Origin of the sequence: Corallococcus sp. AB030 (assembly GCF_003668965.1) — a bacterium.
Classification (GTDB): domain Bacteria; phylum Myxococcota; class Myxococcia; order Myxococcales; family Myxococcaceae; genus Corallococcus; species Corallococcus exiguus.
Window position 1 is genome coordinate 1 of sequence record NZ_RAWQ01000138.1, and the last position, 21,920, is coordinate 21,920.

Consider the following 21,920-nt stretch of genomic DNA (forward strand, 5'->3'; position numbering starts at 1 on the left):
GGGCACCTGCCGCCCCATGGCCTGATGCGCCATGCCCGGCCGCCACCAGCCGGCGCATCAGCCCGCCCTGCACCAGCGCGGACAGCACGCCCACCACCGCGAAGAGCGCCCCGGAGCGCAGGCTCGCCTCCTTCAGGATGGACGCGTCCGGATGCACCGCGTGAACCAGCCACCCGCCCTCCAGCGGCACCGGCCCGGAGGACAGGAAGCGCGTCAGCAGGTACACGGAGAAGGTGCCCTCCATCTGCGCGAAGGCCACCGTGTAGAGCAGCACCAGCACCACGCACCGGCCCACGACGGGCAGCGTCAACGCGGCGGCCGCGCCCCGCATGTTGCGAGACGTGGCGGACGGCGAGTCCGCCCTGCGCGTCTCCGGCAGGAAGAACCAGGTGTTGATGAGGTTCAGCGCGGACAGCCCCGCCGCGAACAGGCCGATGGCCAGGTTGCCGCCCCACGCCCCCAGGACGCCGCCCAGCGCGGGCCCCAGCACGAAGCCCAGGCCGAACGCCGCGCCGATGATGCCCATGCCCCGCGCGCGCTCATGGGGCTTGGTGATGTCCGCCACCACCGCCTGCGCCGTGGACACGTTGCCGCCGGACACCCCGTCGATGACGCGGGACAGGAACAGGAGGGGCAGCGTGTGCGCGAAGGCGAACAGCACGTAGCCCAGCAGCGAGCCCACCTGGGAGATGAGCAGCACCGGCCGCCGGCCGAACCGGTCCGACAGCCGCCCCATGATGGGCGCCGCCACCAGCTGCATCAGCGAGTACACCGCGACCAGCAGCCCCACCGCGAAGGGGGAAGCGCCAAAGCGCACGCCGTACACGCCCAGCTGCGGAATCAGGATGCCGAACCCGATGAGGTCCAGGACGGCGATGCCGAACACCACCCGCAGCGACGCCTCCCGAGCCAACTTCGCACTCCCTCGTCCCTTCGAGGGACCGTTGGAAAAGACAAGACCGCCGGAGCGCGCGTACGGGGCGCTCCGGCGGCCGGGAAGAATCCCACTCTCAGCGCGAGGCGTCTACATCGCCTCGGCGGACTGGATTTGACGGTTGGCCGTGTCGCGCTCGATGCAGCCCTTGGTCATCGTGTACTGGTACGTGCCCAGCTCGTCACGCCAGTACTCGCCCTCGTAGGGCCAGTAGAGCTGATCGTCCGCCACCGCCACGGAGTACTTGTACTTCTTGACGATGGCCGTGCGGCCGCCCGCCTTGAGCTGCTCCTCCAGGAACTCCTTCTCCTTGGTGGTCGTCTCGAACTTGATGCGCAGGCCGTTGGCCAGCAGCAGCTTGAGCGCGCCCAGCTCCGTCTCCAGCTTGCCCTTGGCCATGATGCCGGCCTTGGAGATGAGGCTGGTGCGCTGGACCTTGAGCTCTTCCAGCAGCTGCTTGGTCAGCTCCGAGTACTTGAACGTGTCGCCCTTGTTGGAGAACAGGTCCATCTCACCCTCGAGCTCCAGGATGGAGTCGTTGGTCTTCTTCAGGTCCTGATCCGTGAGGGCCAGCCGCAGGATGCGCTCCAGGAGCACGTCCGTGCCGTTCTTCTCCAGGCCGTCCTTGTTCTTCTTCTGCACGTCCGCGAGCACCGTGTAGTACTCGGAGGCGTCCATGTTCTTCTTCACCAGCCCGTCCAGCTCGTCGTGCACGGGCAGGTAGGTGCGCTCGAAGTCCTGGAGGATGAGGTTGGACTCCCGGTAGCGGCAGTTCTCGTAATAGATGACCGCCTTGAGGATGAGCGCCTCCGGGAAGTACTCCTCGCGGAAGAAGGGCGACGACAGGGTGATGAGGTTGCCCAGCGCCTGCTCGTACTGACCGATGCGGTAGTTGGCCCAGGAGGACTCGAAGAGGGCCTCCAGCCACTGCGTGTTCCCGCGCTCCACCTTGTTCAAGTAGAAGATGGAGAAGCGGTTCTGCTGCATGCCGTAGTGCGTACGGGCCAGCTGCATGAACGCCAGCTCGCGCAGCGACTTGTCCAGCTTCGCCTGCTCGCCGGAGCGGCCCGCCATGGGACGGGTGAGGCGCACCACTTCCTTCATGGCCTCCACGGACGCCATGACGTCCGTGTTGCCGCGCTTGGCCGCCGCGTCCTTGTGGTTCGTGCCGTTGCGGAAGAAGGCCAGGCCCTCCAGGTACTTCGCGCGCGGGTAGAACACGTCCGTGCGCGGGATGGTCAGCGCCAGGCGCTTCACTTCTTCAAAGGACTTGTCCGCGTTCTCCGTCTGGCCCACCTGATCCAGGGCGCGGCCACGCACGAAGTGGTAGCGCGCCAGCAGGTAGCGGAACTCGTTCCGGAACTTCTCCGGGAACTCGTAGTTCGCGTACCGGGCGATCTCATCCAGGATGACCGTCTCGTTCTGCGTCTTGCGGCTGATGAAGAACAGCCACTCCAGGCTCGTCTTGAAGAACTTCGTGGACGGGCCCGCGGCGAGGATCTTGGAGAACTCGCCCAGCGACGAGTGGTACAGCCCCATGCGGTAGAGCGACTTGGCGAGCACGTAGCGCGCCTCGACGTGCAGGCCCTGGAGCTTGGGGTCCCCCAACAGCTCGTGGGACGCCATCGCGGCCTTCTCGTACTCGTCGTTCTTGAACAGGCTGATGGCCGCGTCCAGGCGCTGGCGGTCCGCCGTCTTGCCGGACACGTCCACCGCGTCGAACGACATCGTGGGCGCGGGCGGCTTGTCGTTGTCACCCGTGAGGTCCAGCCCCAGGCCGGGGCTGCCCTGCCCGGCCGGCTTCGAGGGCGGCGTGGGCTTCGCGGCGGGCGCGGCCGGAGTGGCCGTGGGCGCCGGCGTCGTCGTCACCGCGGCGGGCGGCGTGGCGGGGTTGCCCACGGGCGCGCTGGTGTCGGAGGCGGACTCGTCCGCGTCCTCGGCAGGGGCGGTCGTCTTGCCCTTGCCACGCTTGACGGACGTCTTCTTCTTCGAGGAAGCCTTCGACGAGGCCCCCTTCTTCTTCTTCTTCGACTGGCCCGCCAGGTCCAGCCCTTCGAAGGACTGGGCCAGCGTGGGGGCCGTGTACGCGAGCGTGAGCCCGAGGACGGCGAGGCGGAGGAACCGGTGGGTGCGCATGAGTCTCAGGAACCGGAGGGGAAGAAGAAGGACAGGCCCAGCTCGAACAGGATCTGGTTGCGGAGGTAGTTGGGCGTGGGATCCCGGCCCTTCTCCACGTAGATGATGTCGCGCAGCTCCGTGCGCAGCGTCATCCACCGGTTGAAGAAGAAGCGCAGGCCGACGCCCACGTTGCCGCCGCCCGTGAGGTACGACTTGCTGCCTGCGGCGGGCGTGCCATCCGTCAGCGACTCCGCCGGCCCCTTGTACTGGACGACGGACGCGCCCACGACGCCGTACATGTCGAAGTGGACGAACTTCTCCGCCAGCAGCGACAGCTTGCCGTAGATGGGCGCCCACTGGACGTCCACGCCGCCCGTGAGCGTCATCTGGCCGGGCGCATACCCGTCCAGCTCACCCTTGGTGGGCGCGCGGCAGCCGCGGGTGTCCCCGTCCTCGCCCGGCGTGAAGGTGCAGATCTGCGCGGAGCCCGCCACGGAGTTCAGCGCGTAGCCACCGCGAAGACCTACGCCCAGCGTCTCCGTGGGGAAGTAGGTGACGGTGCCGCCGAAGATGTACTTCTTGTAGAACGCGTCGCGGATGGTGATGGACGCGGACGGGCTGACCTCGAAGCGGCCCTTCTTGAGGAACATGTGGCCGGACACCGGCCGGATGCGCTCGCGAAGAGGCCCCAGGGCGTCCTTGTCCACCTCCGACACGTCGCCGGCCTCCTCCTCCTGCGAGCCGGCGGGCGGGTTGGAGTTGGCGGCCGTCTTGGGGGCCGGGGTCGCCGGAGCCGGAGCAGGCGTGGCCGGAGCGGCGGAGGCCGGAGCGGGCGCCTGGTCGGCGGCGGCGAGCGTGGGCACGCCCGCGCACAGGGTCAGGAGCAGACGGAAGGCGGGCTTCATTCGGACTCCCTCCCCGTCGACTTGAGGGGCAGGAAGATGGAGATGCCCGCGTTGAGGGTCATGACGTTCTGGAGGGCGCCCTTGCTGCTGCCCAGGGGCTGGTCCACGTAGGAGGTGTTGATGAGGGCCACGTTGACGGCCAGGTAGTCCTTGGTGACGAAGCGCATGCCCAGGCCCAGGTCGAACGCCGGGTTGAGGCCGCGGTCCGGCAGCGCGGAGGTCTCCGTCCTCACCACGCCCATGCCACCCAGCAGGTAGCCGTCGAAGTGGAGGATGGAGTTCAGGAAGGACACCTTGCCGTAGAGCGGCGCCCACTCCAGGTCGCCCATGGCGGACCAGTTCGGCACGGAGCCGTAGATCTTGCTGTTGAAGGTGCGCTTCGCCGTGCGGACGTCATCCGACGGGATGACCTGGATGAGCGAGCCACGCGCCGAGACGGCCAGCGTGTCCGACAGGTACCAGGCCGCGCGCAACGAGCCGCCGAACTTCGAATAGAACGGGTCGTTCACGGAGATGCTCACGAACGGTGAGATCTCCAGGCGGTTCTTCTTCAGATAGACCTTGCGCTGAACGCTCTTCACCCGGTCGTCCTGGGTGATGTCCGTGAGCGGCATCAGCGCTTCGATCGGGATGTCCTTCGCCGGGGTGGCGGCTGGCGGCGACGCGGGACGGGCTTCCTCGTCCGGCGGCGGCGCGGGGTTCTCTTCGGGTGGCTTGGCCTGGGAGTCCTCGGTCAGATCGAGGCCCATGCCTTGCTGGTTCTGGGCGGGGGCCAGCGCGGGCCACATCAGGCTCAGCGCAAGCAGCAGCGTGGGGCGGTTCAAGTCCGGGCGCTCCGTGGGGGGAGGGAACGTACTGCCACCGGAAGGCAGCATGACATCAGCCGCACCATCCTATCGGCCGTATTCCCAACCATCAACCAGCAGAATGCGCCTGCCTCCTCTGTATTCCTCTCGTATCCCTTCACAATTCCACTGTGCTCACGCCCCGCGGGTCAGGGGTTGGCGCGAAGAAGCGGTGTGCTACCGTTCCCGGGTTCCGGGCGTCGGCCTCCCCCCTTGGCGCGCCCTGTTTCCATCCTTCCTAGAGGTCTGAAAGATGTTCGTGCGAACCGCGCTCTTCCTGTCCGCCGCCCTGATGCTGGGAGGCTGCGACGTCACCACCGAGCTGGGCAAGCCGTGCCAACTGGTGCGCAGGGCCACGGACCAGGAGCGGGAGGAGCAGGGCCGCAAGTTCGTGGAGATCCAGGAGAAGGACATCGCCGTGGATCAGGACTTCATCTCCTTCGGTTCGCTGGACTGCGAGGACCTCGTCTGCGTCCGTGACGACCAGAGCCCCCGCAGCGACAACCCGGAGGCGTTCGCCCTGGGCTACTGCAGCAAGGAGTGCGTGCAGGGCACCACGACGGGCTGCGAGATCACCCGCACCGTGGATGACGTGGAGCCGGGCCTCAAGGAGCGCATGACGTGCCGTCCCCTGCTCCTGGACCAGGACACGCTGGACGCCATCAAGATCGCGGACGAGTCCTTCTACCGGCGCACCTTCGGCGAGAACAACTCGCCCTACTTCTGCGCGGGCGCCGTCCCGGCGGCCCAGGGCAACTGAAGTCCGGGCTGAACAGCCCACTGAACAGTCGCCTCGCGCGAAAGGGTTAGACCTTTTCGCGCTCCCCGTTCGTAAAGGCAGGGCCCGCGTTTCAAACGCCTTTGGAGCCCTGCCATGAATCGTACGGTCCTGTTCCTCGCCCTGGCTGGTGGCCTTGCCCTCACCGCGCTGGTGCTGGGCATGCCCCGCGGGGGCGGCCAGCCGCCCACGCCGCACGTCGTCGTGACGTCGCCCACGCCCCCCCCGCCCGTCCCGCCGCCGGGTCCGCGCGTGTCCACGGGCAGCCTCCAGGTGACGAGCCGGCTGTCGCACCCGTACGTGCCGGTGGGCCCTTCGGAAACGTACGTGACGGTGGACCTCACCGGCGCGGAGGTGCCCGGGGCGAAGCGCAGCCCGGTGAACCTGGCGGTGGTCATCGACCGGTCCGGGTCCATGAGCGGCTACAAGCTCCAGCAGGCGAAGCAGGCCGCGCGGCACCTGGTGACGCTGCTGCGCGACGAGGACCGGCTGGCCATCGTGCACTACGGCAGCGACGTGAAGAGCCTGCCGTCCCTTCCGGCCACCTCGGGCAACCGCGAGCGGATGCTCCAGTTCATCGACGGCATCTGGGATGACGGCGGCACCAACATCAGCGCGGGCCTGTCCGTGGGCCGCACGCAGCTGGCGTCCGCCATGGGCGGGACGGCCACGGTGAACCGCCTCATCCTGATGAGCGACGGCCAGCCCACCGAGGGCGTGTCCGACGAGGAGGGACTCAAGAACGTGGTGAAGGAGATCCGCGCCTCCGGCATCACGGTGAGCTCCATTGGCGTGGGCACGGACTTCAACGAGGACCTGATGCAGGCCTTCGCGGAGTACGGCGCCGGCGCGTACGGCTTCCTGGAGGACGCGAGCAAGCTGTCCACCCTCTTCCAGCGCGACCTGCAGCAGGCCACCACCGCGGTGGCGCGCAACGTGGAGCTGTCCTTCGAACTGCCCCCGGGCACGACGCTGGGCGAGGTGCTGGGCTACCGCGCGCACCAGGCCGGAAACACCGTGCGCGTGGCGCTGCCGGACTTCTCCGCGGGCCAGACGGAGCGCGTGGTGGCGCGGCTGCACGTGACGGGCACCACGCCGGGCCAGTCCGTGCAGGTGGCGGGGCTGAAGGTCGCGTACACGGACCTGCTCGTGCAGAAGAACGTGGAGGACCAGTCCATGCTGGCCGCGGTGGCCACCAACGTGCTGGAGGAGGTCGTCCAGCGCCAGGACAAGGAGGCCACGGTGTACGCGGCCCGGGCCCGCAGCGCGCAGAACCTCCAGAAGGCCGCGGAGGCCATGAGCCAGGGCAAGAAGGCGGAAGCCAAGGGCTACCTCTCCCAGAACCAGGCCCTCTTCGAGGAGGCAGGCGTGGTGGCGGGCGCGGCGGCGGTGGCGGCGGATCAGGCCGAGCAGACCCGCGCGATGCAGGAATACGACGACGCGGACTCCTATGAAGCCCAGAAGGCCGCCGTGAAGAACAGCAAGGTGAAGGCGCTCAAGAGCTTCGGGCGCATGGGCTCGACGTACTGAGACTCCGGAGCTTCGAGGGGCATGCAGGGGGGCATCGCCCGCCTCCCTGCCCGCCCGCCATCGCGACGTCACATCTTCGCGGTTGACCTCCGGAATCGCGTGGCCCTATCTCCGCGTTCTTCCAGGCTTCACCCCCTGGAAGCAGGGCGCACTGGAGGCGCGGACAAGCATGGCGGCGAGCGCGAGCACCCCGTGGGTCGGGGTCATCATGGGCGGCAAGAGCGACCTGGAGCACCTGCAACCGGCGATCGACATCCTCGCCGAGCTGCGCATCCCGCACGAGGTGCGCATCGTCTCCGCGCACCGCACGCCGGACTGGATGATGGAGTACGCGTCCACCGCGGAGTCGCGCGGGCTGTCCGTCATCATCGCCGCGGCGGGCGGCGCGGCGCACCTGCCCGGCATGGTGTCCAGCAAGACGCTGCTGCCGGTGCTGGGCGTGCCCATGCCCACCACGGTGCTGTCCGGCTTCGACGCGCTGCTCTCCATCGTACAGATGCCCAAGGGCGTCCCGGTGGGCACGCAGGCCATTGGCAAGCCGGGGGCCGCCAACGCGGCGCTGCACGCGGCGGCCATCCTGGCGCTGAAGTACCCGGAGGTGCGCGAGCGGCTGGCCGCGTGGCGCAAGGCCCGCACGGATGAAGTGCTGGCGCAGCGCGAGGTGGCGGGATGAGCGGCCCCATGGTGCTGCCGGGCGGAACGCTGGGCATCCTGGGCGGCGGCCAGCTGGGGCGCATGATGGCGCTCGCGGCGCGTACGCTGGGCTACCAGGTGCAGGCGTTGGATCCGGACTCGGCGTGCCCGTCCCGCTCCGTGGTGGACCGCTGCCTCACCGCGTCCTTCTCCGACACGACGGCGGCCGAGGACCTGGCGCGCCAGTGCGACGTGGTGACGCTGGAGATTGAGAAGGTCTCGCTGTCCACGCTCAACGCGGTGTCGCGTCACGCGCCCATGCGGCCCGGCGCCTCCGTGCTGGAGGTGGTGCAGCACCGCGGCCGGCAGAAGGCCTGGCTCGCGAAGGGCGGCTTCCCGCTGGGCCCGTGGCGTGAGGCGCACTCGGAGGCGGAGCTGGCCGCGGCCATCACCGCGCTGGGCGGCAAGTGCTTCATCAAGTCCAGCGAGGGTGGCTACGACGGGCGCGGCCAGTACGAGGTGAAGTCGGCCTCCGAGGCGGGCGCCGCGTGGAAGGAGCTGGGCGAGCGCTCCGTGGTGGCGGAGGCCGCGCTGGACCTGAAGGCGGAGCTGTCCGTGCTGGTGGCGCGCGGGCCGGATGGGCAGCTCGCGGTGTACCCGCCCGCGTTCAACCACCACGAGGAGCGCATCCTCGCGTGGTCGCTGTTGCCGGGTCCGCTGCCCCAGGCCGTGCTGACGCAGGCGTCGCAGGTGGCGCGCGACATCACCGCCGGGCTGAAGGTGGAGGGGCTCCTGGTGGTGGAGATGTTCCTGCTGGGTGACGGGTCGCTGCTCGTCAACGAGGTGGCACCCCGGCCGCACAACAGCTTCCACTCGACGGAAGTGGCGTGCCTGACGAGCCAGTTCGAGCAGGCCGTGCGCGCGGTGTGCAACCTGCCCCTGGGCTCCGTGGAGGTGGTGCGCCCCGCGGCCATCGTGAACCTGCTGGGCGACCTGTGGCTGCAGGAAGGCGGCCCCAGGTTCGCGCAGGCGCTGGCGCTGCCCGGCGTCCGGCTGCACCTGTACGGCAAGCGGGACGCGCGCAAGGGTCGCAAGATGGGCCACCTGTCCGCGGTGGGAAGTTCGCCCGAGGACGCGCTCCAGCGCGTGAAGGCCGCCGCCACGGCCCTGGGGATGTAACGCCCATGAAGACGAACGCCGCCCGGCTCCTGGACTCGCTCGGCATCGCGTACACGTTGCGCGACTACGACGTGGATCCGGACGACCTGTCCGCGGAGACGGTGGCGGCCAAGGTGGGCATGCCCGCGGAGCAGGTCTTCAAGACGCTGGTGGCCAAGGGCGACCGCACCGGCGTGTTGATGGCGGTGGTGCCGGGCAACGCGGAGCTGGACTTGAAGGCCCTGGCGCGGCTGTCCGGCGACCGCAAGGTGGACACCCTCCCCCTCAAGGAATTGCAGCCGCTCACCGGCTACATCCGGGGCGGCGTCACCGCGCTGGGGGGCAAGAAGGACTACCCCGTCTTCGTGGATGAGACGCTGGAGCTGTTCGATGAAGTCGCCGTGTCGGCCGGGGTGCGCGGGACGCAGATTGTCCTCGCCCCGGCGGACTACCTCCGCGTGACGAAGGGCAAGCCGGGACCCATTTCGCGTCCGAAGGCGTAGACCCTTTTCGCGAGCCGCGCGTTCGAAGAGACATTCCCGGCCCTTGGGGGCCGTTCCCGGGGTGTCCCGATGAATGCCGCCGTGTTGCAATTCCACCACCGCGAAGCCTTCGAGCACACCGTCACGCGCGCGTTGGCGGCAGGCGCCGGAGCGGGGCTGGTGCAGTGGCTGTCCTTCCGCGTGGGCATGCCGATGCCGCTGACGTGGCTGGTGCCCGCGGCGGTGGTGCTGGCGTGCGCGCGAGGCGACCGGTGGGACCGGGGCCTCTTGAGTGGCCTGGGGTTGCTGCTCGTGGCGCTGCCCTATGGGCTGGGCCTGTCGCCCGCGTGGACGGTGGCCACGAGTGGCGCGGCCGCGGGCGCGCTGCTGGTGCGCTCCCGCCTCAACGACCTGGGCGAGGAGGGACAGGTCGCGGAGGCCCGTCCCACGCTCGTGCACTACGGCCTGGGCGCCGTGCTGGGCGCGGGGCTCACGCTGGCGGGTGGCGTGGTGGCGAACATCCTGTCGGTGCGGCTGGCGTCCGTGGCCACGCCCACGCTGCTGGCGGCGGCGGTGGTGGGCGGCATCGTGGGGCTCTTCGTGGGGCTGGGCGCCATCGCCGCGCACCTGGGGCTGACGGCGGATCCGGTGGAGGCGCGCGCGGAGGAGCTGCTGCCCCAGCTCTCCGGTGACTTCCACACGCTGTCCGAACGCGCGCTGTCCCTCTACCGTCAATGCGGTCAGTCCCTGGCGAAGCTGCCCCGCGAGCCCGCGCGCGAGGAGCTGGCCCGCACGCTGGCGCGGATCACCAAGGGCGCGGTGGAGCTGGCGTCCGAGTGGGCTGGCGTGGAAGCGCAGCTGGAGGAGCGCGCCGCCGCGGAGTTGCAGGCGGAGCGCGAGAGCCTGGAGCGCAGCGCTCGCGCGAGCACGGACGTGGTGGCGCGCCGGCAGTTGGAGGCCGCGGCGGCGTCGCTGGCGGAGGAGGTGGAGCGGCTGGGAGACATGCGTCAGCGGCGCGAGCGAATCCTCGCGAGGCTGCGCGCGGAGGTGGCCCTGCTGGAGCGTGCGCGCGTGGCGCTCCTGTCCTTGCGCAGCGGTCAGGCCCAGCTGAAGGCGGCAGAGCTGGCCTCGCTGGCCCGCCGGTTCCGAGCCCTCTCGACCGCCCAGGGAGAGGAAGGCCAGGCGATGGACGCGGTCGCGGCCCAGGTCACGCTGACCCAGGTGGCGGCGGCGAACGTGGCCCCGGTGACCCCGGTGGATCCGGGGCCGGACGCGTCCGAGGGCGCCAAGGTGCCGGAAATCCAGCGGATTCAGGGGGAATAGGACCTGGGGAGGCTGACGGGGCCCTCCCGCCCGGGCCCTGGGGGACGCCCGTGGCAAGCGTCCGTTTTCGATGTTGGCCCTGCCGAGTGGTCGGGGGGGGACTGAAGCTTGAGCCAGAGCGCGGTACATTTCGAGAGCCATGAGCCTGCCCTCCCCCAGCAAGCCCGCACCACCTCCGCCCTGGCTCTGGAACGGTGACGAGCCAAGGGTCGCCACCGTCTTCCAGCCCATCGTCGATCTGCTCAGCGGCGAAGTCCTCGGCCACGAGGTGCTGTCGCGAGGCCTGGGCCCGGTGGAGTCCCCCAACGAGCTGTTCAACCGCGCGCGGGTGGAGGGCTTCACCTACGAGTTGGAGCGCGCATGCTGGACCGCGGCGGTGCGTCGCATCGCCACGCTGCCGGAAGCGCAGCGGCGCGGACCGTTCTTCTTCAACGTCAGTCCGGACGTGTTGAGCGACGAGCGCTTTGGCGGCGCGTCCACGCTGGAGCTGCTGCGTCAGCACGGCCTGAGTCCCCAGCAGCTGGTGCTGGAGATCACCGAGCGCAGCACGTTCGAGGACACGGAGCAGCTGCGCATGCTCGCGCGGCGGTATTCGGAGCAGGGCTTCGGCATCGCGCTGGACGACTTTGGCGCGGGGCACTCGGGCCTGGTGACGCTGGTGCACAGCGCGCCGGACTTCATCAAGTTGGATCAGGCGCTGGTGCGGGACATCCACCTGCATACGTACCGGCAGCACCTGGTGAAGTCGCTGGTGGCGTTCGCGCAGCGCGTGGACGCGGTGCTCATCGCCGAGGGCGTGGAGACGTGGAACGAGCTGGCGGTCCTGCTGCGCCTGGGCATCCGGCACGCGCAGGGCTACCTGCTGGCGCGGCCCGTGAGTTCGCCGCAGCGGCCGGGCGCGGATTTCGCGGAGCGTTGCCGCGAGGCCATCCGCGCCCTGCACCACCGCGAGCACGAGGATGACGAGACGGTGGGCAGCATGATCATCCGCCCGCCGTGCGCGCCGGTGACGGCGCAGGCGGTGGAGCTGGATCGGCTCTTCCGCCGCACGCCGGGCGAGGACCACGTCGTGCTGCTGGACAACGAGCAGCCGCACGCGGTGGTGACGCGGCGGAGCTTCTACGCGCGCTTCGGAGGAACCGCCGCCAGCACGGAGTCCGCGCTTCCGGACGAGCCGCGCGAGGCGCCGATGGTGGTGGAGGATGCGACGGCCATCACGGCGCTGGCGCGCATGGCGATGCGCCGTCCACCCGAGTCCGTCTACGACCCGGTGGTGGTGACGGACGCGAAGGGCCATTTCCTGGGCACGGTGACGATGAAGCAGCTCATCGCGCGGGCCTCGGACCTGGAGCAGCACGCGGCGACGGGCGCGCATCCGCTCACCGATTTGCCCGGCAGCCGGATGATCGAACGGTGGATCCGCGCCGCGCTCCAGGGCAGTGCGTTCACGGTCATCTACGCGGACCTGGATCACTTCGAGGCGTACAACGACCGCTACGGATTCCTCCAGGGCGACCGGGTGATCCGCTACACGGCGAGCGTGCTGTCGGAGTGCCTGCACCTGCTACCGGAAGGCTCGAACCTGGGCCACGTGGGCGGCGACGACTTCGTGCTCGTGTGTCCGGACGCGGTGGCGCCGGAGGTGTTGCGCACGCTCTGCCAGCGCTTCGATGCGGAGAAGGTCCCGCTCTACGGTCCGGAGGACCTGCGGCGCGGCGGATTCACGGCCAAGGACGCGGCAGGCAACACGGTGCCGGTGACGCTGAGCCTCGCGGCGGTGGACCACCAGGGATTGTCCGCCAACCCCCACCCCGCGGAGCTGTCCGCCGTCGCCGCGGCCCTGCGCAAGCGAGTGAAGGCCGTCTCCGCGCAGACGCACACCAGCACGTTCCTGTTCCAGCCCAGCGCGGTGAAGTAGCCGGACCGCGCCTCACGTCCAAAGTGAGGCGCGGTCGCCCGTCCGAGCCCACCGAAACGGCACGGCACTCTTGTAGGCCCAAGGGGATGCCCCGGCCCCATCGGGACACCCCGCCAGCGGTCCCCAGCACGAGCCTGTCCGACTGTCCGACAAGTTGGGAGGACCGGCGCTGGGGCCCGCCGCCCGATTCAGGCGGCGAAAAACCTGTCCGACTGTCCGACAAGGTTGGATGCCTCGTGGCGAGAGGGCCCCCGGTCCAGCCGCGCGGCGAAAACCTGTCCGACTGTCCGACAAGCTTGGGAGAACCGCGGATGGGCCCCTGCGTCATCCGCGCAGCTGAAACCTGACCGACTGTCCGACAAGTCTTGGCAAGTCTTGGCCGGGGGCCCGGCCCCTCCGTTCGACCCACGAAAAGCTGTCCGACTGTCCGACAGGTTGGGCGGACCGGGCCAAGGGCCCCGGCGCCAGCCGTGCGGCGGAAACTTGTCCGACTGTCCGACAGGTTTTGCCGCGTCTGGCGGAGGGGGGCACTCTGGACAGCCGGGGGCAGGTGTTCGTCGTTCCTGGACGCAGTGCGGCGTATCGCTGGCCGGCCCCGCTGAAGTGCGGCAGACCGCTTCGCGTGCACCGCGTCCTACTCCCAGGTGAGGTGCAACCGGCCGTCGGTGTAGAGGCGGCCCGTGGCCTCCAACTCGGTGGAACCGTTCTCCACGGCGCTGTGCACGTTCGCGGGCGGCGCCAGCAGAGTGTCCCGTCCCAACGCGAACGCCTGCTCCCGCACCAGGGCCTGGTAGGCCTTGTTGAGTTGGAGCGCCCTCTCCCGTGACGGCGTCACCAACCACGCGAGGTCGCGGTCCCCTTTCGGTGCCGCGCGACTGACCGCTGGCAGGTCCAGCACTCCGTTCGGGAAGAAGCGCGCGAGCAACTCTTCGTTCGCACGGAACTCATCGCCCCCCTGCACGCGCTCCAAGTACGTCACGGTTTCTGGCGCGGTGTGTCCTGCCTGCGGCACGTCCAACAGGCCTCGCAGGTCCTGGGTCCGCCAGCCTTCGCTCCCCGGTACCTTGCGGGGGAACGCGAAGGTCTGGTCCACCGTCACGCCCAGGTTCGTGTGGCAGCCCATGCAGTAGACGTGCTCCTCCAGGGTCTGGAGGCGCAGCCGTCCCTTCGCGTCCTCGATGAAGCCCTGCAGGCGCCAGCCGAATTCGTTGATCAGTCCCAGCTCCGGCGTGCCTGGAAACGCGGGCAGCCGGCCGCGCACCTTCTTCTCCTGCTCCTCCGCGTAGAAGTTCCGCACGCGGTCGTCCGCCGGTTCCTCGTCCTTGCGCGAATAGCGCAGCTCCTTCATCCGCGTGGACAACAGCGCGGGCGCGTCCGGGTCCACGTAGCGCACGGTGTGCAGGAACTCCGTGCCCTTCGGATACGTGTACCGCCGCACCTTCACATCCGCCGCGCTCCCCGCGTAACGCGCCGGCAAACCGCGCACTCGCTCCACGCGCGGGGACAGGACGGCGTCACCATCCAGGTCCATGTTCCCCACGCGCTCGTCCACCGGCTCCACGCGGCGGCTCGCGCCCTTCACGGCCAGGAGGTCCGGGTCCACCGTCATCGCCGCCTCCAACACCGCAAGGTTGAAGCGATACACCTCGCGCGACGGCTGCCCGTGCGTGTCCTCCCGAAAGGACTCCGGGAGCCGGACGTAGACGTCGTCCGTGCTGCCGTTGGTGGGCCAGAACGTTCCCAGGAACGGCTTGTAGCGCACGGCCCGCCAGCCACTTCCGTCCCTCGCGAAGCCCTCCGCGTCGAAGCCTCGCGTCAGGTCCAGGTCCGGAACCCAGCCCTTGTAGCCCCCCGCGCGCCCCAGCAGCGCGGCGCGCAGCGGCGTGTAGTTGTCCTCGCGGATGTACTCGAGCACCTCGTCATCGGTGATGGACGCCATCGCGCGCGTCCGGTCCGTGAAGAGGTTCGTCCAGTGGTTCGTCAGCCCCACGTCGCTGAAGGCGTACTCCGCTTGGAGCGAGTCGTCCGCCATCACGTTGTTGCCAACGCCGCCCGTGTGACACGTCCAGCACGGGTTCGAGACCCCAGCCGTCTTCGTGTAACACATGGACGGAACCGGGGCCTCGCGGTTGGCCACCCGGCTCCCCGCCTCCAGGGCCTGCGCGAGCGGATCAAACGGAGCATCCACCTCGGCGGGCGTGCGCAAACGCCACACGCCCGCCGCCGCGGCGAAGGCCCCCAACGTCAGGACGATGAAGACGGGGCCTCGCACCCCATCGAGCACGGATGAACGCATGCGTCAGGCTCCGTCTTCGTGGACCATCGAAAGGAACGACGACTACGGCCAGACGCTGAAGCTGTCCTCGCCCGGGTGCTGGACGCTGACGAACAGGCTGGTCATGTCCGCGTTGAACGCCGGGCCCGTGGCCTCCGCGTCGCTCGGCATGGAGAGCACTCGGAACGCCTTGCGGAAGTACGGGCTGTCACGGTGCGCGGGCGCCTGGTCCAGGTAGAAGATGCCGTCCGCGACCTTGTTGACCCCGAAGTTGCCGTCCGTGCCGAACCACACGCCGCCCTCGCGGTCGATGACCAGGTTGTCCGGCTTGGCTGCCGCGAACTCAGGCGCCGCGCTGGTGGCCACCGCCTCTCCCTTCCACACTCGGAAGAAGTCGAACGTCTTCGAGCTCGCGGGCGCCGCCGGATCCGCCTCACGGATGGCGAAGAGGGAGCCCACCTTGTCCACCGCGCGGTTGTCCTGCGCGCCGCGATCCTTCTTCACCCACGCGCCGTCCTTCAACTCGGCGGTGGCCACCCGGCCCTGTTGATCCAACGCCGTGGGGTCACCGTGCTCGGTGAAGGCCACGTAGAGCAGCGGCGTGCCGCTGGGGTCCTTCGGGTTCCACTCCGTGTCCTCGGGGCGGTTGAGCTCCATCACGCCCACCTTGTTCGCCGCCGTCCACAAGAGCTTGCGCACCTGGTCGTCGTTGACGAAGCCGCCCATCGCGTTGTGGTTCGCGTCACGCAGCGCCGCGCCCACCTGGAGCGTTGGCTGGCCGAAGGCCGCACCGTTCGGCGCCAGGTCCGTGCTGTCCATGCCCAGCTGGATCCACCGGCCGTGGCCCGGCACCGCGTCCGTGGGCACAACCCCGCCCACCAGCGTGTCGCCCGTCGCGTTGTCCAGGCCCGCGAAGTGCGCCGCGTAGAGCGTGCCCGCGTCCAGCAGCGCGCGCACCTGCGCCTTCGTCATCCCCGGCGTGTACCTGCCCTGCGACACGAACTTGAAGATGCGCCCGCCGCGCCGGTCATCGCCGCCGTAGATGACCACGGGCTGGTTCGCGAGCAGCTTCCAGTCCGCGTCCACCACGAAGGTGGCGTTCTCCCAGTGCGCGCGGCCCATCACGCCCAGCTTGCGGTGACCCGCGCCCGGCTTCTCCGCGTCCTTGCCGTACCAGAGGTCCGCCGGCTGGCCCGGATCCACCTCCGTCAGGTAGCCGTAGCCATCCTTCAGGTGTGTGGAGTCGCGGTCCCCGCTGATCATGTCGCCCTCCGCCGGCGCGGAGAAATCAGGCGCGAGCGGAGCCCCCGGCGCGAAGCCCGGCGCCGCGGGAATCCAGTCGTTCTTCCCCGTCCACAGCGCGGCCTCCGGATCGCCATAGACGCCCTGGACGTTCTCCTCGCCGACGATGACCGTGCCCCACGGCGTCTGGCCACCGGAGCAGTTGGAGTGCGTGCCGGGCACCACGCCCGCCACCAGCGCCAGGCCGGAGTCGTCATGCTCCTCGCCGGAGAGCGTCACACCCACCACCTTCGCCAGGGTGGCGCTGGAGGCGTCGTAGCGCACGTTGGCCGCGTTGCGGTCCACCGCCCAGCCGCCCGTCGCGGGGTCCTGCACCACGCGCATCCAGGTGCCGCCCACCTGCTTCTTCCATTCGCGGTTGTAGGAGACGAGCGCGTCCGCCTGCCACTGCGTGCCGTCCGCCACCGTGTTGGAGAGCGAGCCCGTGTTGCGCAGGAAGCGCGCGAAGTCCAGGTGCTGGCCGATGGGCGCCGTGCCCACGCGCGGCTTCGTGCCGGAGATGTACTCGTGGTTGATCCACATCCAGCCGGCCGCGGCCTGCCCGTGGTACTGCGGCGCGCGTCCGTCCCGCGACCAGCCGTCGCCGAAGAAGGCGATGTAGTCCACGTTCGCGCCGAAGCGCGCCCCGCCCTTCGCGAAGGCCAGCGGATCCATCCACTTGATGACCGTGGTCGGATACAGCCCCGGCACCGAACGCACCGTGTCCGTGGACGCGGATGACAGCGGGAACACCAGCGGCGAGGGCAGCTTCCCCGTGACGACCTGCTCCACGCGCGCCTTCACGTACTCCGCCACGTTGGTCGCGCCCGTGCCCAGGTCCCCCCGGAACGTCACGGCGATGACGGACGACAGCGGCGTGCTGGACTCCACGCCCGGCGCGCGAGCCGTTGCACCCGGCCCCGGCTGTCCCTGGGTACCAGGGCCCGGATTGCCCGGCTCACCCGCCGGCCCCTGGGCGCCGTCCTTTCCGTCCTTTCCGTCCTGGCCCTTGGGGCCATCCGCGCCCGCGGGACCCGAGTCTCCCTCGCAACCCACCCACGTCGCGGTGCCAAGCAGGAGCATCGCGCCAGTGGCGCGGCTCAAAAGACGAGAAGCCATGCAGTGCATCCTCCAGAAGGTGGCGCGCGCTTCGACGCGCGGCGCGAATCCTGCGGAGGCAGCGTGGCGCTACCTTGAGCAGCGCGTCACTTCTTCATCACGGGCAAACCGGGCGCGCGACAAACGCGCATCACCGGCCCCCTTTGCGTCACGGCATGATGGGAAGGGTGCTGACGCCCTCGAACTCCGCTGTGCCGCCGCGGACGATGCCGTTCTTCTGGCACCAGCCGCCCGGCACCTCCAGCACGTACTGACTGGGGATGCCCACCGTGCGGTTCGTCAGCGTGCGCGGCTCCGCGTTCTCGATGATGCCCACGACGCGGCCCTCGGACGTGATGAACAACATGTCCAACGGGATGAGCGTGTTGCGCATCCAGAAGCCGCGCACCTCTTCATCCGGGAAGATGAAGAGCATGCCCTGCCCGGCCGGCAGCGCCTTGCGCCACATGAGCCCGCGCGTGCGCGACTCGCCCGTGGCGGCCACCTCCACCTCCACGCGGTGCACACCACCGTAGGCATCCTTCAGCCGCACGTGCGCGCGCGGCAGGGTCGGCATCACGTAGTCCTCCGCCGACACGTCCTTGGACCGGGGACGCGCCGGAGCGGGCGCGGCGGGCTTCGGAGGCGCGGCGGGCGCTTCCTGACACGCGCCGCCCGCGAAGGCCAGCGCCGCCAGGACGAACGTGAGGCGCATCTTCATGGATGCTGGGGATGCAGGGGCTTGTTGAGCAGCTTCTCGGTCAGCTCGGAGCCCAGGCTGTCCGACATGAGCCGCTCCACCAGCGTCTCGAAGTCCACGCGCTGGGACTCGCTGCTGTAGATGAAGCGGATGCCCATGCCGGGCTCCTCCGCGTCGGCCTTGGACCAGACGACTTCGCCCAGTAGTTCGAAAGGTGCCTCTCGGTGCGGCACCGTCAGCTTGAAGAGGAAGCGCGTGCCAATGGGCAGCGGCTTCTTCGTCTTGATGAACGTGCCGCCCTTGCTGATGTTCTTCGTGTAGTCAGCGAAGAACGAATTGAGCTTCTTGTAGTCGACCTTCAGCTCGATGGGCGCACGACCGTGGGTGCGCAGTTCGGATCCGCTCTTCTGTTCGGACATGCGGCCGGGGAGTATAGGGGACGCCATGCGGCAAGTCCTCCCCCGTGCCCGTGCACTGTTGGGCCGTCCAGCCGTCCTGGCCACCGTGCTGCTGCTCGGCGGTGGGGGGTCGGCCCTCGTCCTCCTCCCCCTTTTCGGGGTCCCCGGCTTCGAACTGGGCCTGGCCCTGTCCATCGCCGTCGGCCTGCTCGGAGGTGGGACAGGCATCGCCGCCGCCGCCCAGGAGCGCCGCATCCTCACGGGCGCCGCCCCCCTGCCCGCCCGGGTGGAAGCGTCCGCCCTGCCCGGAACCGCCGTGGGCCGCGCCCTGGGCGCCAGCGCCGTCCTGAATCTGGGGGTGCTCGTCCCCCCCTTCGTGTGCGCCCTGCTCTTCGCCCGGCTTCGCACCGCGTGCGACCCCTTCGAACTGGCGGGCTTCTACCCCCTGCTCACCATCCCCTCCGCCCTGGTGGCCTCCGCGGCGGGCGTGCTCCTGGGCTTCGCGACGGCCCGGCCCCGGGGCGCGGCGGGCCTGTACGCCCTGCTCCTCCTCGCCTCACTGGCGGTGACGGTGTGGCCCATCGTCTTCGGGCCCCAGGTGTTCGCCTTCAACATCTTCCTGGGCCACCTGCCCGGCCCGCTCTACGACGAGGCCCTCCAGATGACGGCCGCGCTGGGCTGGTTCCGCCTGGAGACGCTCCTGTGGGTGGGGGTCTTCGCGGGGCTCGCCATGGCGCTCCTGGACGTGAGCACCGGGCGCCTGGCGCTGAAGGGCGCGCGCCCCGGTGGACTGCTGGGCCTGGTGCTCCCCTGTGTCCTGGGCATCCTCTGGCTGGAGTCCCGCGCGCCTCAGCTTGGCCTGCGGATGAGCGACACGTACCTCTCCGAGCAGCTGGGCGGCGTGCGGGAGACGGAGCACTTCGTCCTGCACTACCCGCGCGGCAAGGCCCGCCAGGACGTGGACCGCATGGCCCGCGACCTGGAGTTCCGCTTCACCCAGACGGCCGGTTTCCTGGGCGTGGCCCCCACGGAGCGCGTGCGGGTGTGGCTCTACCGCTCCGAGGAGGAGAAGCAGCGGCTGGTGGGCGCCGGCCGCACCCAGTTCGCCAAGCCCTGGCGCACGGAGCTGCACATCCAGGACAAGCCCTTCCCCCACTCCACGCTGCACCATGAGCTGGCGCACGTGATGGCGGGCCCCGCGGGCTCCGGCTTCTTCCGCGTCACCACCCGGCTGGGCGTGTGGCCGCTGATGGGCGTGATTGAAGGGCTCGCGGTGGCCGCGGACGACCCCGTGCAGGGCGAGCTCACCCTGCACCAGTGGGCCGCGGGCATGCGCAGGCAGGGGCTGGCCCCGGACATGCGCGACCTCATGGGCCCCAAGGGCTTCTACCAGTCCGCCCCGGCGCGCGCGTACACCGTGGCGGGTTCGTTCCTGCGCTACCTGGCGGACACCTACGGCGCGGACCGGCTGCGCGCCGTCTATGCGCACGCGGACTTCAACGAAGCCTACGGCCGGCCCCTGGACGAGCTCGTCACCGAGTGGGAGCGCACCCTGGACGCGCTGCCCCTGGACGCGTCCGCGCTCGCGCGCGCCTTCGCCCGCTTCCGCACCGGCAGCCTCTTCACCCGCGCCTGCGCCCGCGAGGTGGCCCGCCTGTCGGACTCCGCCCGCGAATCGCTCGCCAGCGACCCGCAGGACGCGCTCCAGCGCTACCAGCGCGCCGCCCGGCTCCAGCCGGAGGAGCCGTCCTACCAGCTGGGCCAGGCCGTGGCCCTGGACGCCCTGGAGCGCGGGCCCGACGCGGCGAAGGTGCTGGCCACGCTCGCGGACCAGGTGAAGGACCGGCCCGCGCTCGCCGCGGAGGTGGCCGTGGCCCGCGCCGACGTGGCCCTCCACCTGGAGGACGTGGAGGGGTCGCGCGCCTTCCTCCAGGCCGCGCTCGCGCTGGATCCGGGGCCGGAGCTCACGCGCACCGCCCAGGTGAAGCTGGCCGCGCTGGAGACGCCGTCGCGCCGCGCCCCCATCGAGGCGTACTTCCGCGCGCCGCAGGAGGAGCTGCGCCTCTTGCTGCTGGACCGAGCCCTCCTCGCTTCGCCGATGGATCCATGGCTGCACTACCTGCTGGGGCGGCGGCTGCATCAGGTGGGGGCCCCGGCGCTCGCGGGCGAACAGCTCCAGCGCGCTCTTTCGGACACCACCCTCCCGGAGGCCATCCGCCGGGAAGCCACGCGGCTGCGAATCGAGGCCGCCTACCTGGCGGGCGACTGCGGCGCCGTGCGGCATGAAATGGGCGCGCTGCCGGACTACGGGGCCGCCTTCCGTGCGTCGGCCTCCGAGTGGCTGGCCCGTTGTGACTTCGAGCAGACGGCCTATCGCGGGCCCCTGGTGCCGCGTCAGGCTTTCCGCTAGACGCGGGCCCCTGCGAGAGAGACGACTCACGCATCGACGGAAAGGTGGATGGGGCATGCACTTCGAGAAGACGCAGTACATCCAGGGGACGGTGGACGAAGTGGAGCGCGCGCTCTTGGACGAGCGCTACTTTCCGTACCTCCTCCAGCACCACGGCGTGCTGCTGGAGCTGCAGCCCCAGGAGGTGCGCGTCGACGGTGACCGCGTGCACCGCAAGGTGCGCTACCGCCCCAAGCCCGTCATCTCCTCCGTGGGCCCCAAGAAGGTGTCGCCGGAGTGGTTCGCCTTCATCGAGACGTCCACCTACGACAAGCGCACCAGGCAGCTCACTTTCACCAACACGCCCACGTCCCACACCATCTCCAAGATGCTGGTGAACACGGGCGTGCTGAAGCTGCGCGACCTGGGTAATGGCCAGACGGAGCGCAAGATGGAGGGCGAGCTGTCGCTCAAGGTGCCCTTCCTGCTCAAGCCGGTGGCGATGATTGCCGAGCCGATCATCAAGACCGAGGGCCTCAAGATCCTCGACGGCGAGCTGCCCGTGCTCAACCGCTTCATCGCTGAAGTCATCCGCGCCAAATAGTCAAAGCGCACGGAGGGCGGCGGGGCCGGGGAATGGGTTGACACAAATGCGGTTGAACCCATAAGGCCCCGCCATGCACAACCGCTTCCTCGCCCTCTGCGCCGTCTTCTTCCTGGCCGCATGCGCCCCGAAGCGCATCCCCGGCACGGAGCTGGAAGACACCGGTGAAACCCGCGCCATCCTCTCCGTGATGGAGAAGTATCGCGCCGCCCTGGAGGCCCGCGACGCGAAGGCCATCCAGGCGCTGGTGTCCCCGAAGTTCCGCGACGACGGCGGCACCCCGGACGACCCGACGGACGACCTCACCGCCGTCAACCTCGAGTCCCACCTCCGGTCCCTCTTCCAGAAGCTGCAGAACCCCAAGGTGGACTTCAACATCCGCCGCGTGGAGTTCCGCGAGGACGACGTCGCGCTCGCCATCTACTACTGGAACGCGTCCTGGCGCATGCCCGGCCTCAACGCCCGGCCCCAGTCGGACTCGGAGCTGGAGCAGATGGTGTTCCAGAAGGTCGGCGGCGACTGGAAGATCCTCTCCGGCATCTAGCCACCTG

At 69.8% G+C, this 21,920-nt stretch carries 18 protein-coding genes; 10 read left to right on the plus strand and 8 right to left on the minus strand.

From position 1 onward, the window contains the following. From D7Y15_RS28160 to D7Y15_RS28175, 4 genes are all read right to left on the minus strand, one after another. Positions 1 to 913, minus strand: a 913-nt coding sequence (locus D7Y15_RS28160) for an MFS transporter (RefSeq protein WP_121754511.1), incomplete at its 3' end; no start/stop codon positions are given. 111 nt (positions 914 to 1,024) lie between these two features. After that, entirely contained in the window at positions 1,025 to 3,070 is a 2,046-nt protein-coding gene (gene gltC, locus D7Y15_RS28165) for an adventurous gliding motility protein GltC (RefSeq protein WP_120581358.1), read from the minus strand. Positions 3,071 to 3,075: 5 nt separating this feature from the next. Continuing rightward, entirely contained in the window at positions 3,076 to 3,957 is an 882-nt protein-coding gene (locus tag D7Y15_RS28170; RefSeq protein WP_121754512.1) for an outer membrane beta-barrel domain-containing protein, read from the minus strand. After that, positions 3,954 to 4,781, minus strand: coding sequence for an outer membrane beta-barrel domain-containing protein (locus D7Y15_RS28175; protein ID WP_120581361.1), 828 nt, complete (start codon positions 4,779 to 4,781; stop codon positions 3,954 to 3,956). Before D7Y15_RS28175 ends, D7Y15_RS28170 begins: the two co-directional genes overlap by 4 nt. A gap of 274 nt (positions 4,782 to 5,055) precedes the next feature. On the opposite strand from D7Y15_RS28175, the gene cglC reads away from it, so the two are divergent. From cglC to D7Y15_RS28210, 7 genes are all read left to right on the plus strand, one after another. Then, on the plus strand, positions 5,056 to 5,562 hold the full coding sequence (cglC, locus tag D7Y15_RS28180) for an adventurous gliding motility lipoprotein CglC (protein ID WP_120581360.1): 507 nt from the start codon (positions 5,056 to 5,058) through the stop codon (positions 5,560 to 5,562). Positions 5,563 to 5,676: 114 nt separating this feature from the next. Beyond that, positions 5,677 to 7,110, plus strand: a complete 1,434-nt coding sequence (locus D7Y15_RS28185; RefSeq protein ID WP_121754513.1) for a VWA domain-containing protein — start codon at positions 5,677 to 5,679, stop codon at positions 7,108 to 7,110. 169 nt (positions 7,111 to 7,279) lie between these two features. After that, positions 7,280 to 7,783: a 5-(carboxyamino)imidazole ribonucleotide mutase gene (purE, locus tag D7Y15_RS28190; protein ID WP_169822434.1), complete on the plus strand. Its 504-nt coding sequence runs from the start codon at positions 7,280 to 7,282 to the stop codon at positions 7,781 to 7,783. After that, the gene (gene purK, locus D7Y15_RS28195; RefSeq protein ID WP_121754514.1) at positions 7,780 to 8,922 is read left to right on the plus strand and encodes a 5-(carboxyamino)imidazole ribonucleotide synthase; all 1,143 of its coding nucleotides are present in this window, start codon (positions 7,780 to 7,782) and stop codon (positions 8,920 to 8,922) included. Before purE ends, purK begins: the two co-directional genes overlap by 4 nt. A 5-nt stretch (positions 8,923 to 8,927) precedes the next feature. After that, positions 8,928 to 9,404, plus strand: a complete 477-nt coding sequence (ybaK, locus tag D7Y15_RS28200; RefSeq protein ID WP_121754515.1) for a Cys-tRNA(Pro) deacylase — start codon at positions 8,928 to 8,930, stop codon at positions 9,402 to 9,404. Between the two features lie 69 nt (positions 9,405 to 9,473). After that, positions 9,474 to 10,706 (plus strand): hypothetical protein, encoded by a 1,233-nt coding sequence (locus D7Y15_RS28205; protein ID WP_120581267.1) that lies wholly within the window; start codon positions 9,474 to 9,476, stop codon positions 10,704 to 10,706. A 139-nt stretch (positions 10,707 to 10,845) separates the two neighbouring features. Then, positions 10,846 to 12,624, plus strand: a complete 1,779-nt coding sequence (locus tag D7Y15_RS28210) for a GGDEF domain-containing protein (protein WP_158629127.1) — start codon at positions 10,846 to 10,848, stop codon at positions 12,622 to 12,624. Positions 12,625 to 13,258: 634 nt separating this feature from the next. Here the strand turns inward: D7Y15_RS28210 and D7Y15_RS28215 are convergent. The 4 genes from D7Y15_RS28215 to D7Y15_RS28230 form a co-directional block, all read right to left on the minus strand. Further along, the gene (locus tag D7Y15_RS28215) at positions 13,259 to 14,920 is read right to left on the minus strand and encodes a hypothetical protein (protein WP_121754516.1); all 1,662 of its coding nucleotides are present in this window, start codon (positions 14,918 to 14,920) and stop codon (positions 13,259 to 13,261) included. A gap of 42 nt (positions 14,921 to 14,962) precedes the next feature. Continuing rightward, positions 14,963 to 17,299, minus strand: a complete 2,337-nt coding sequence (locus D7Y15_RS28220; RefSeq protein WP_158629128.1) for an alkaline phosphatase PhoX — start codon at positions 17,297 to 17,299, stop codon at positions 14,963 to 14,965. 148 nt (positions 17,300 to 17,447) lie between these two features. Then, positions 17,448 to 17,999, minus strand: a complete 552-nt coding sequence (locus D7Y15_RS28225) for a DUF192 domain-containing protein (protein ID WP_169821791.1) — start codon at positions 17,997 to 17,999, stop codon at positions 17,448 to 17,450. After that, positions 17,996 to 18,397, minus strand: coding sequence for a TIGR02266 family protein (locus D7Y15_RS28230; protein WP_043321926.1), 402 nt, complete (start codon positions 18,395 to 18,397; stop codon positions 17,996 to 17,998). Before D7Y15_RS28230 ends, D7Y15_RS28225 begins: the two co-directional genes overlap by 4 nt. A 25-nt stretch (positions 18,398 to 18,422) precedes the next feature. On the opposite strand from D7Y15_RS28230, the gene D7Y15_RS28235 reads away from it, so the two are divergent. From D7Y15_RS28235 to D7Y15_RS28245, 3 genes are all read left to right on the plus strand, one after another. Next, the gene (locus tag D7Y15_RS28235; RefSeq protein ID WP_172809713.1) at positions 18,423 to 20,786 is read left to right on the plus strand and encodes a hypothetical protein; all 2,364 of its coding nucleotides are present in this window, start codon (positions 18,423 to 18,425) and stop codon (positions 20,784 to 20,786) included. Between the two features lie 55 nt (positions 20,787 to 20,841). Beyond that, complete coding sequence (locus tag D7Y15_RS28240; RefSeq protein WP_120597344.1) at positions 20,842 to 21,369, plus strand: hypothetical protein; 528 nt, start codon at positions 20,842 to 20,844, stop codon at positions 21,367 to 21,369. 73 nt (positions 21,370 to 21,442) lie between these two features. Further along, on the plus strand, positions 21,443 to 21,913 hold the full coding sequence (locus D7Y15_RS28245) for a nuclear transport factor 2 family protein (RefSeq protein WP_121754519.1): 471 nt from the start codon (positions 21,443 to 21,445) through the stop codon (positions 21,911 to 21,913). Positions 21,914 to 21,920: the final 7 nt, after the last annotated feature.

Coding starts and splice junctions, on each gene's coding strand:
- gltC (WP_120581358.1), bottom strand. CDS start 3,070: ATGCGCACCCACCGGTTCCTCCGCCTCGCCGTCCTCGGGCTCACGCTC.
- D7Y15_RS28170 (WP_121754512.1), bottom strand. CDS start 3,957: ATGAAGCCCGCCTTCCGTCTGCTCCTGACCCTGTGCGCGGGCGTGCCC.
- cglC (WP_120581360.1), top strand. CDS start 5,056: ATGTTCGTGCGAACCGCGCTCTTCCTGTCCGCCGCCCTGATGCTGGGA.
- D7Y15_RS28185 (WP_121754513.1), top strand. CDS start 5,677: ATGAATCGTACGGTCCTGTTCCTCGCCCTGGCTGGTGGCCTTGCCCTC.
- purE (WP_169822434.1), top strand. CDS start 7,280: ATGGCGGCGAGCGCGAGCACCCCGTGGGTCGGGGTCATCATGGGCGGC.
- purK (WP_121754514.1), top strand. CDS start 7,780: ATGAGCGGCCCCATGGTGCTGCCGGGCGGAACGCTGGGCATCCTGGGC.
- ybaK (WP_121754515.1), top strand. CDS start 8,928: ATGAAGACGAACGCCGCCCGGCTCCTGGACTCGCTCGGCATCGCGTAC.
- D7Y15_RS28205 (WP_120581267.1), top strand. CDS start 9,474: ATGAATGCCGCCGTGTTGCAATTCCACCACCGCGAAGCCTTCGAGCAC.
- D7Y15_RS28210 (WP_158629127.1), top strand. CDS start 10,846: ATGAGCCTGCCCTCCCCCAGCAAGCCCGCACCACCTCCGCCCTGGCTC.
- D7Y15_RS28215 (WP_121754516.1), bottom strand. CDS start 14,920: ATGCGTTCATCCGTGCTCGATGGGGTGCGAGGCCCCGTCTTCATCGTC.
- D7Y15_RS28220 (WP_158629128.1), bottom strand. CDS start 17,299: ATGGCTTCTCGTCTTTTGAGCCGCGCCACTGGCGCGATGCTCCTGCTT.
- D7Y15_RS28225 (WP_169821791.1), bottom strand. CDS start 17,999: ATGAAGATGCGCCTCACGTTCGTCCTGGCGGCGCTGGCCTTCGCGGGC.
- D7Y15_RS28230 (WP_043321926.1), bottom strand. CDS start 18,397: ATGTCCGAACAGAAGAGCGGATCCGAACTGCGCACCCACGGTCGTGCG.
- D7Y15_RS28235 (WP_172809713.1), top strand. CDS start 18,423: ATGCGGCAAGTCCTCCCCCGTGCCCGTGCACTGTTGGGCCGTCCAGCC.
- D7Y15_RS28240 (WP_120597344.1), top strand. CDS start 20,842: ATGCACTTCGAGAAGACGCAGTACATCCAGGGGACGGTGGACGAAGTG.
- D7Y15_RS28245 (WP_121754519.1), top strand. CDS start 21,443: ATGCACAACCGCTTCCTCGCCCTCTGCGCCGTCTTCTTCCTGGCCGCA.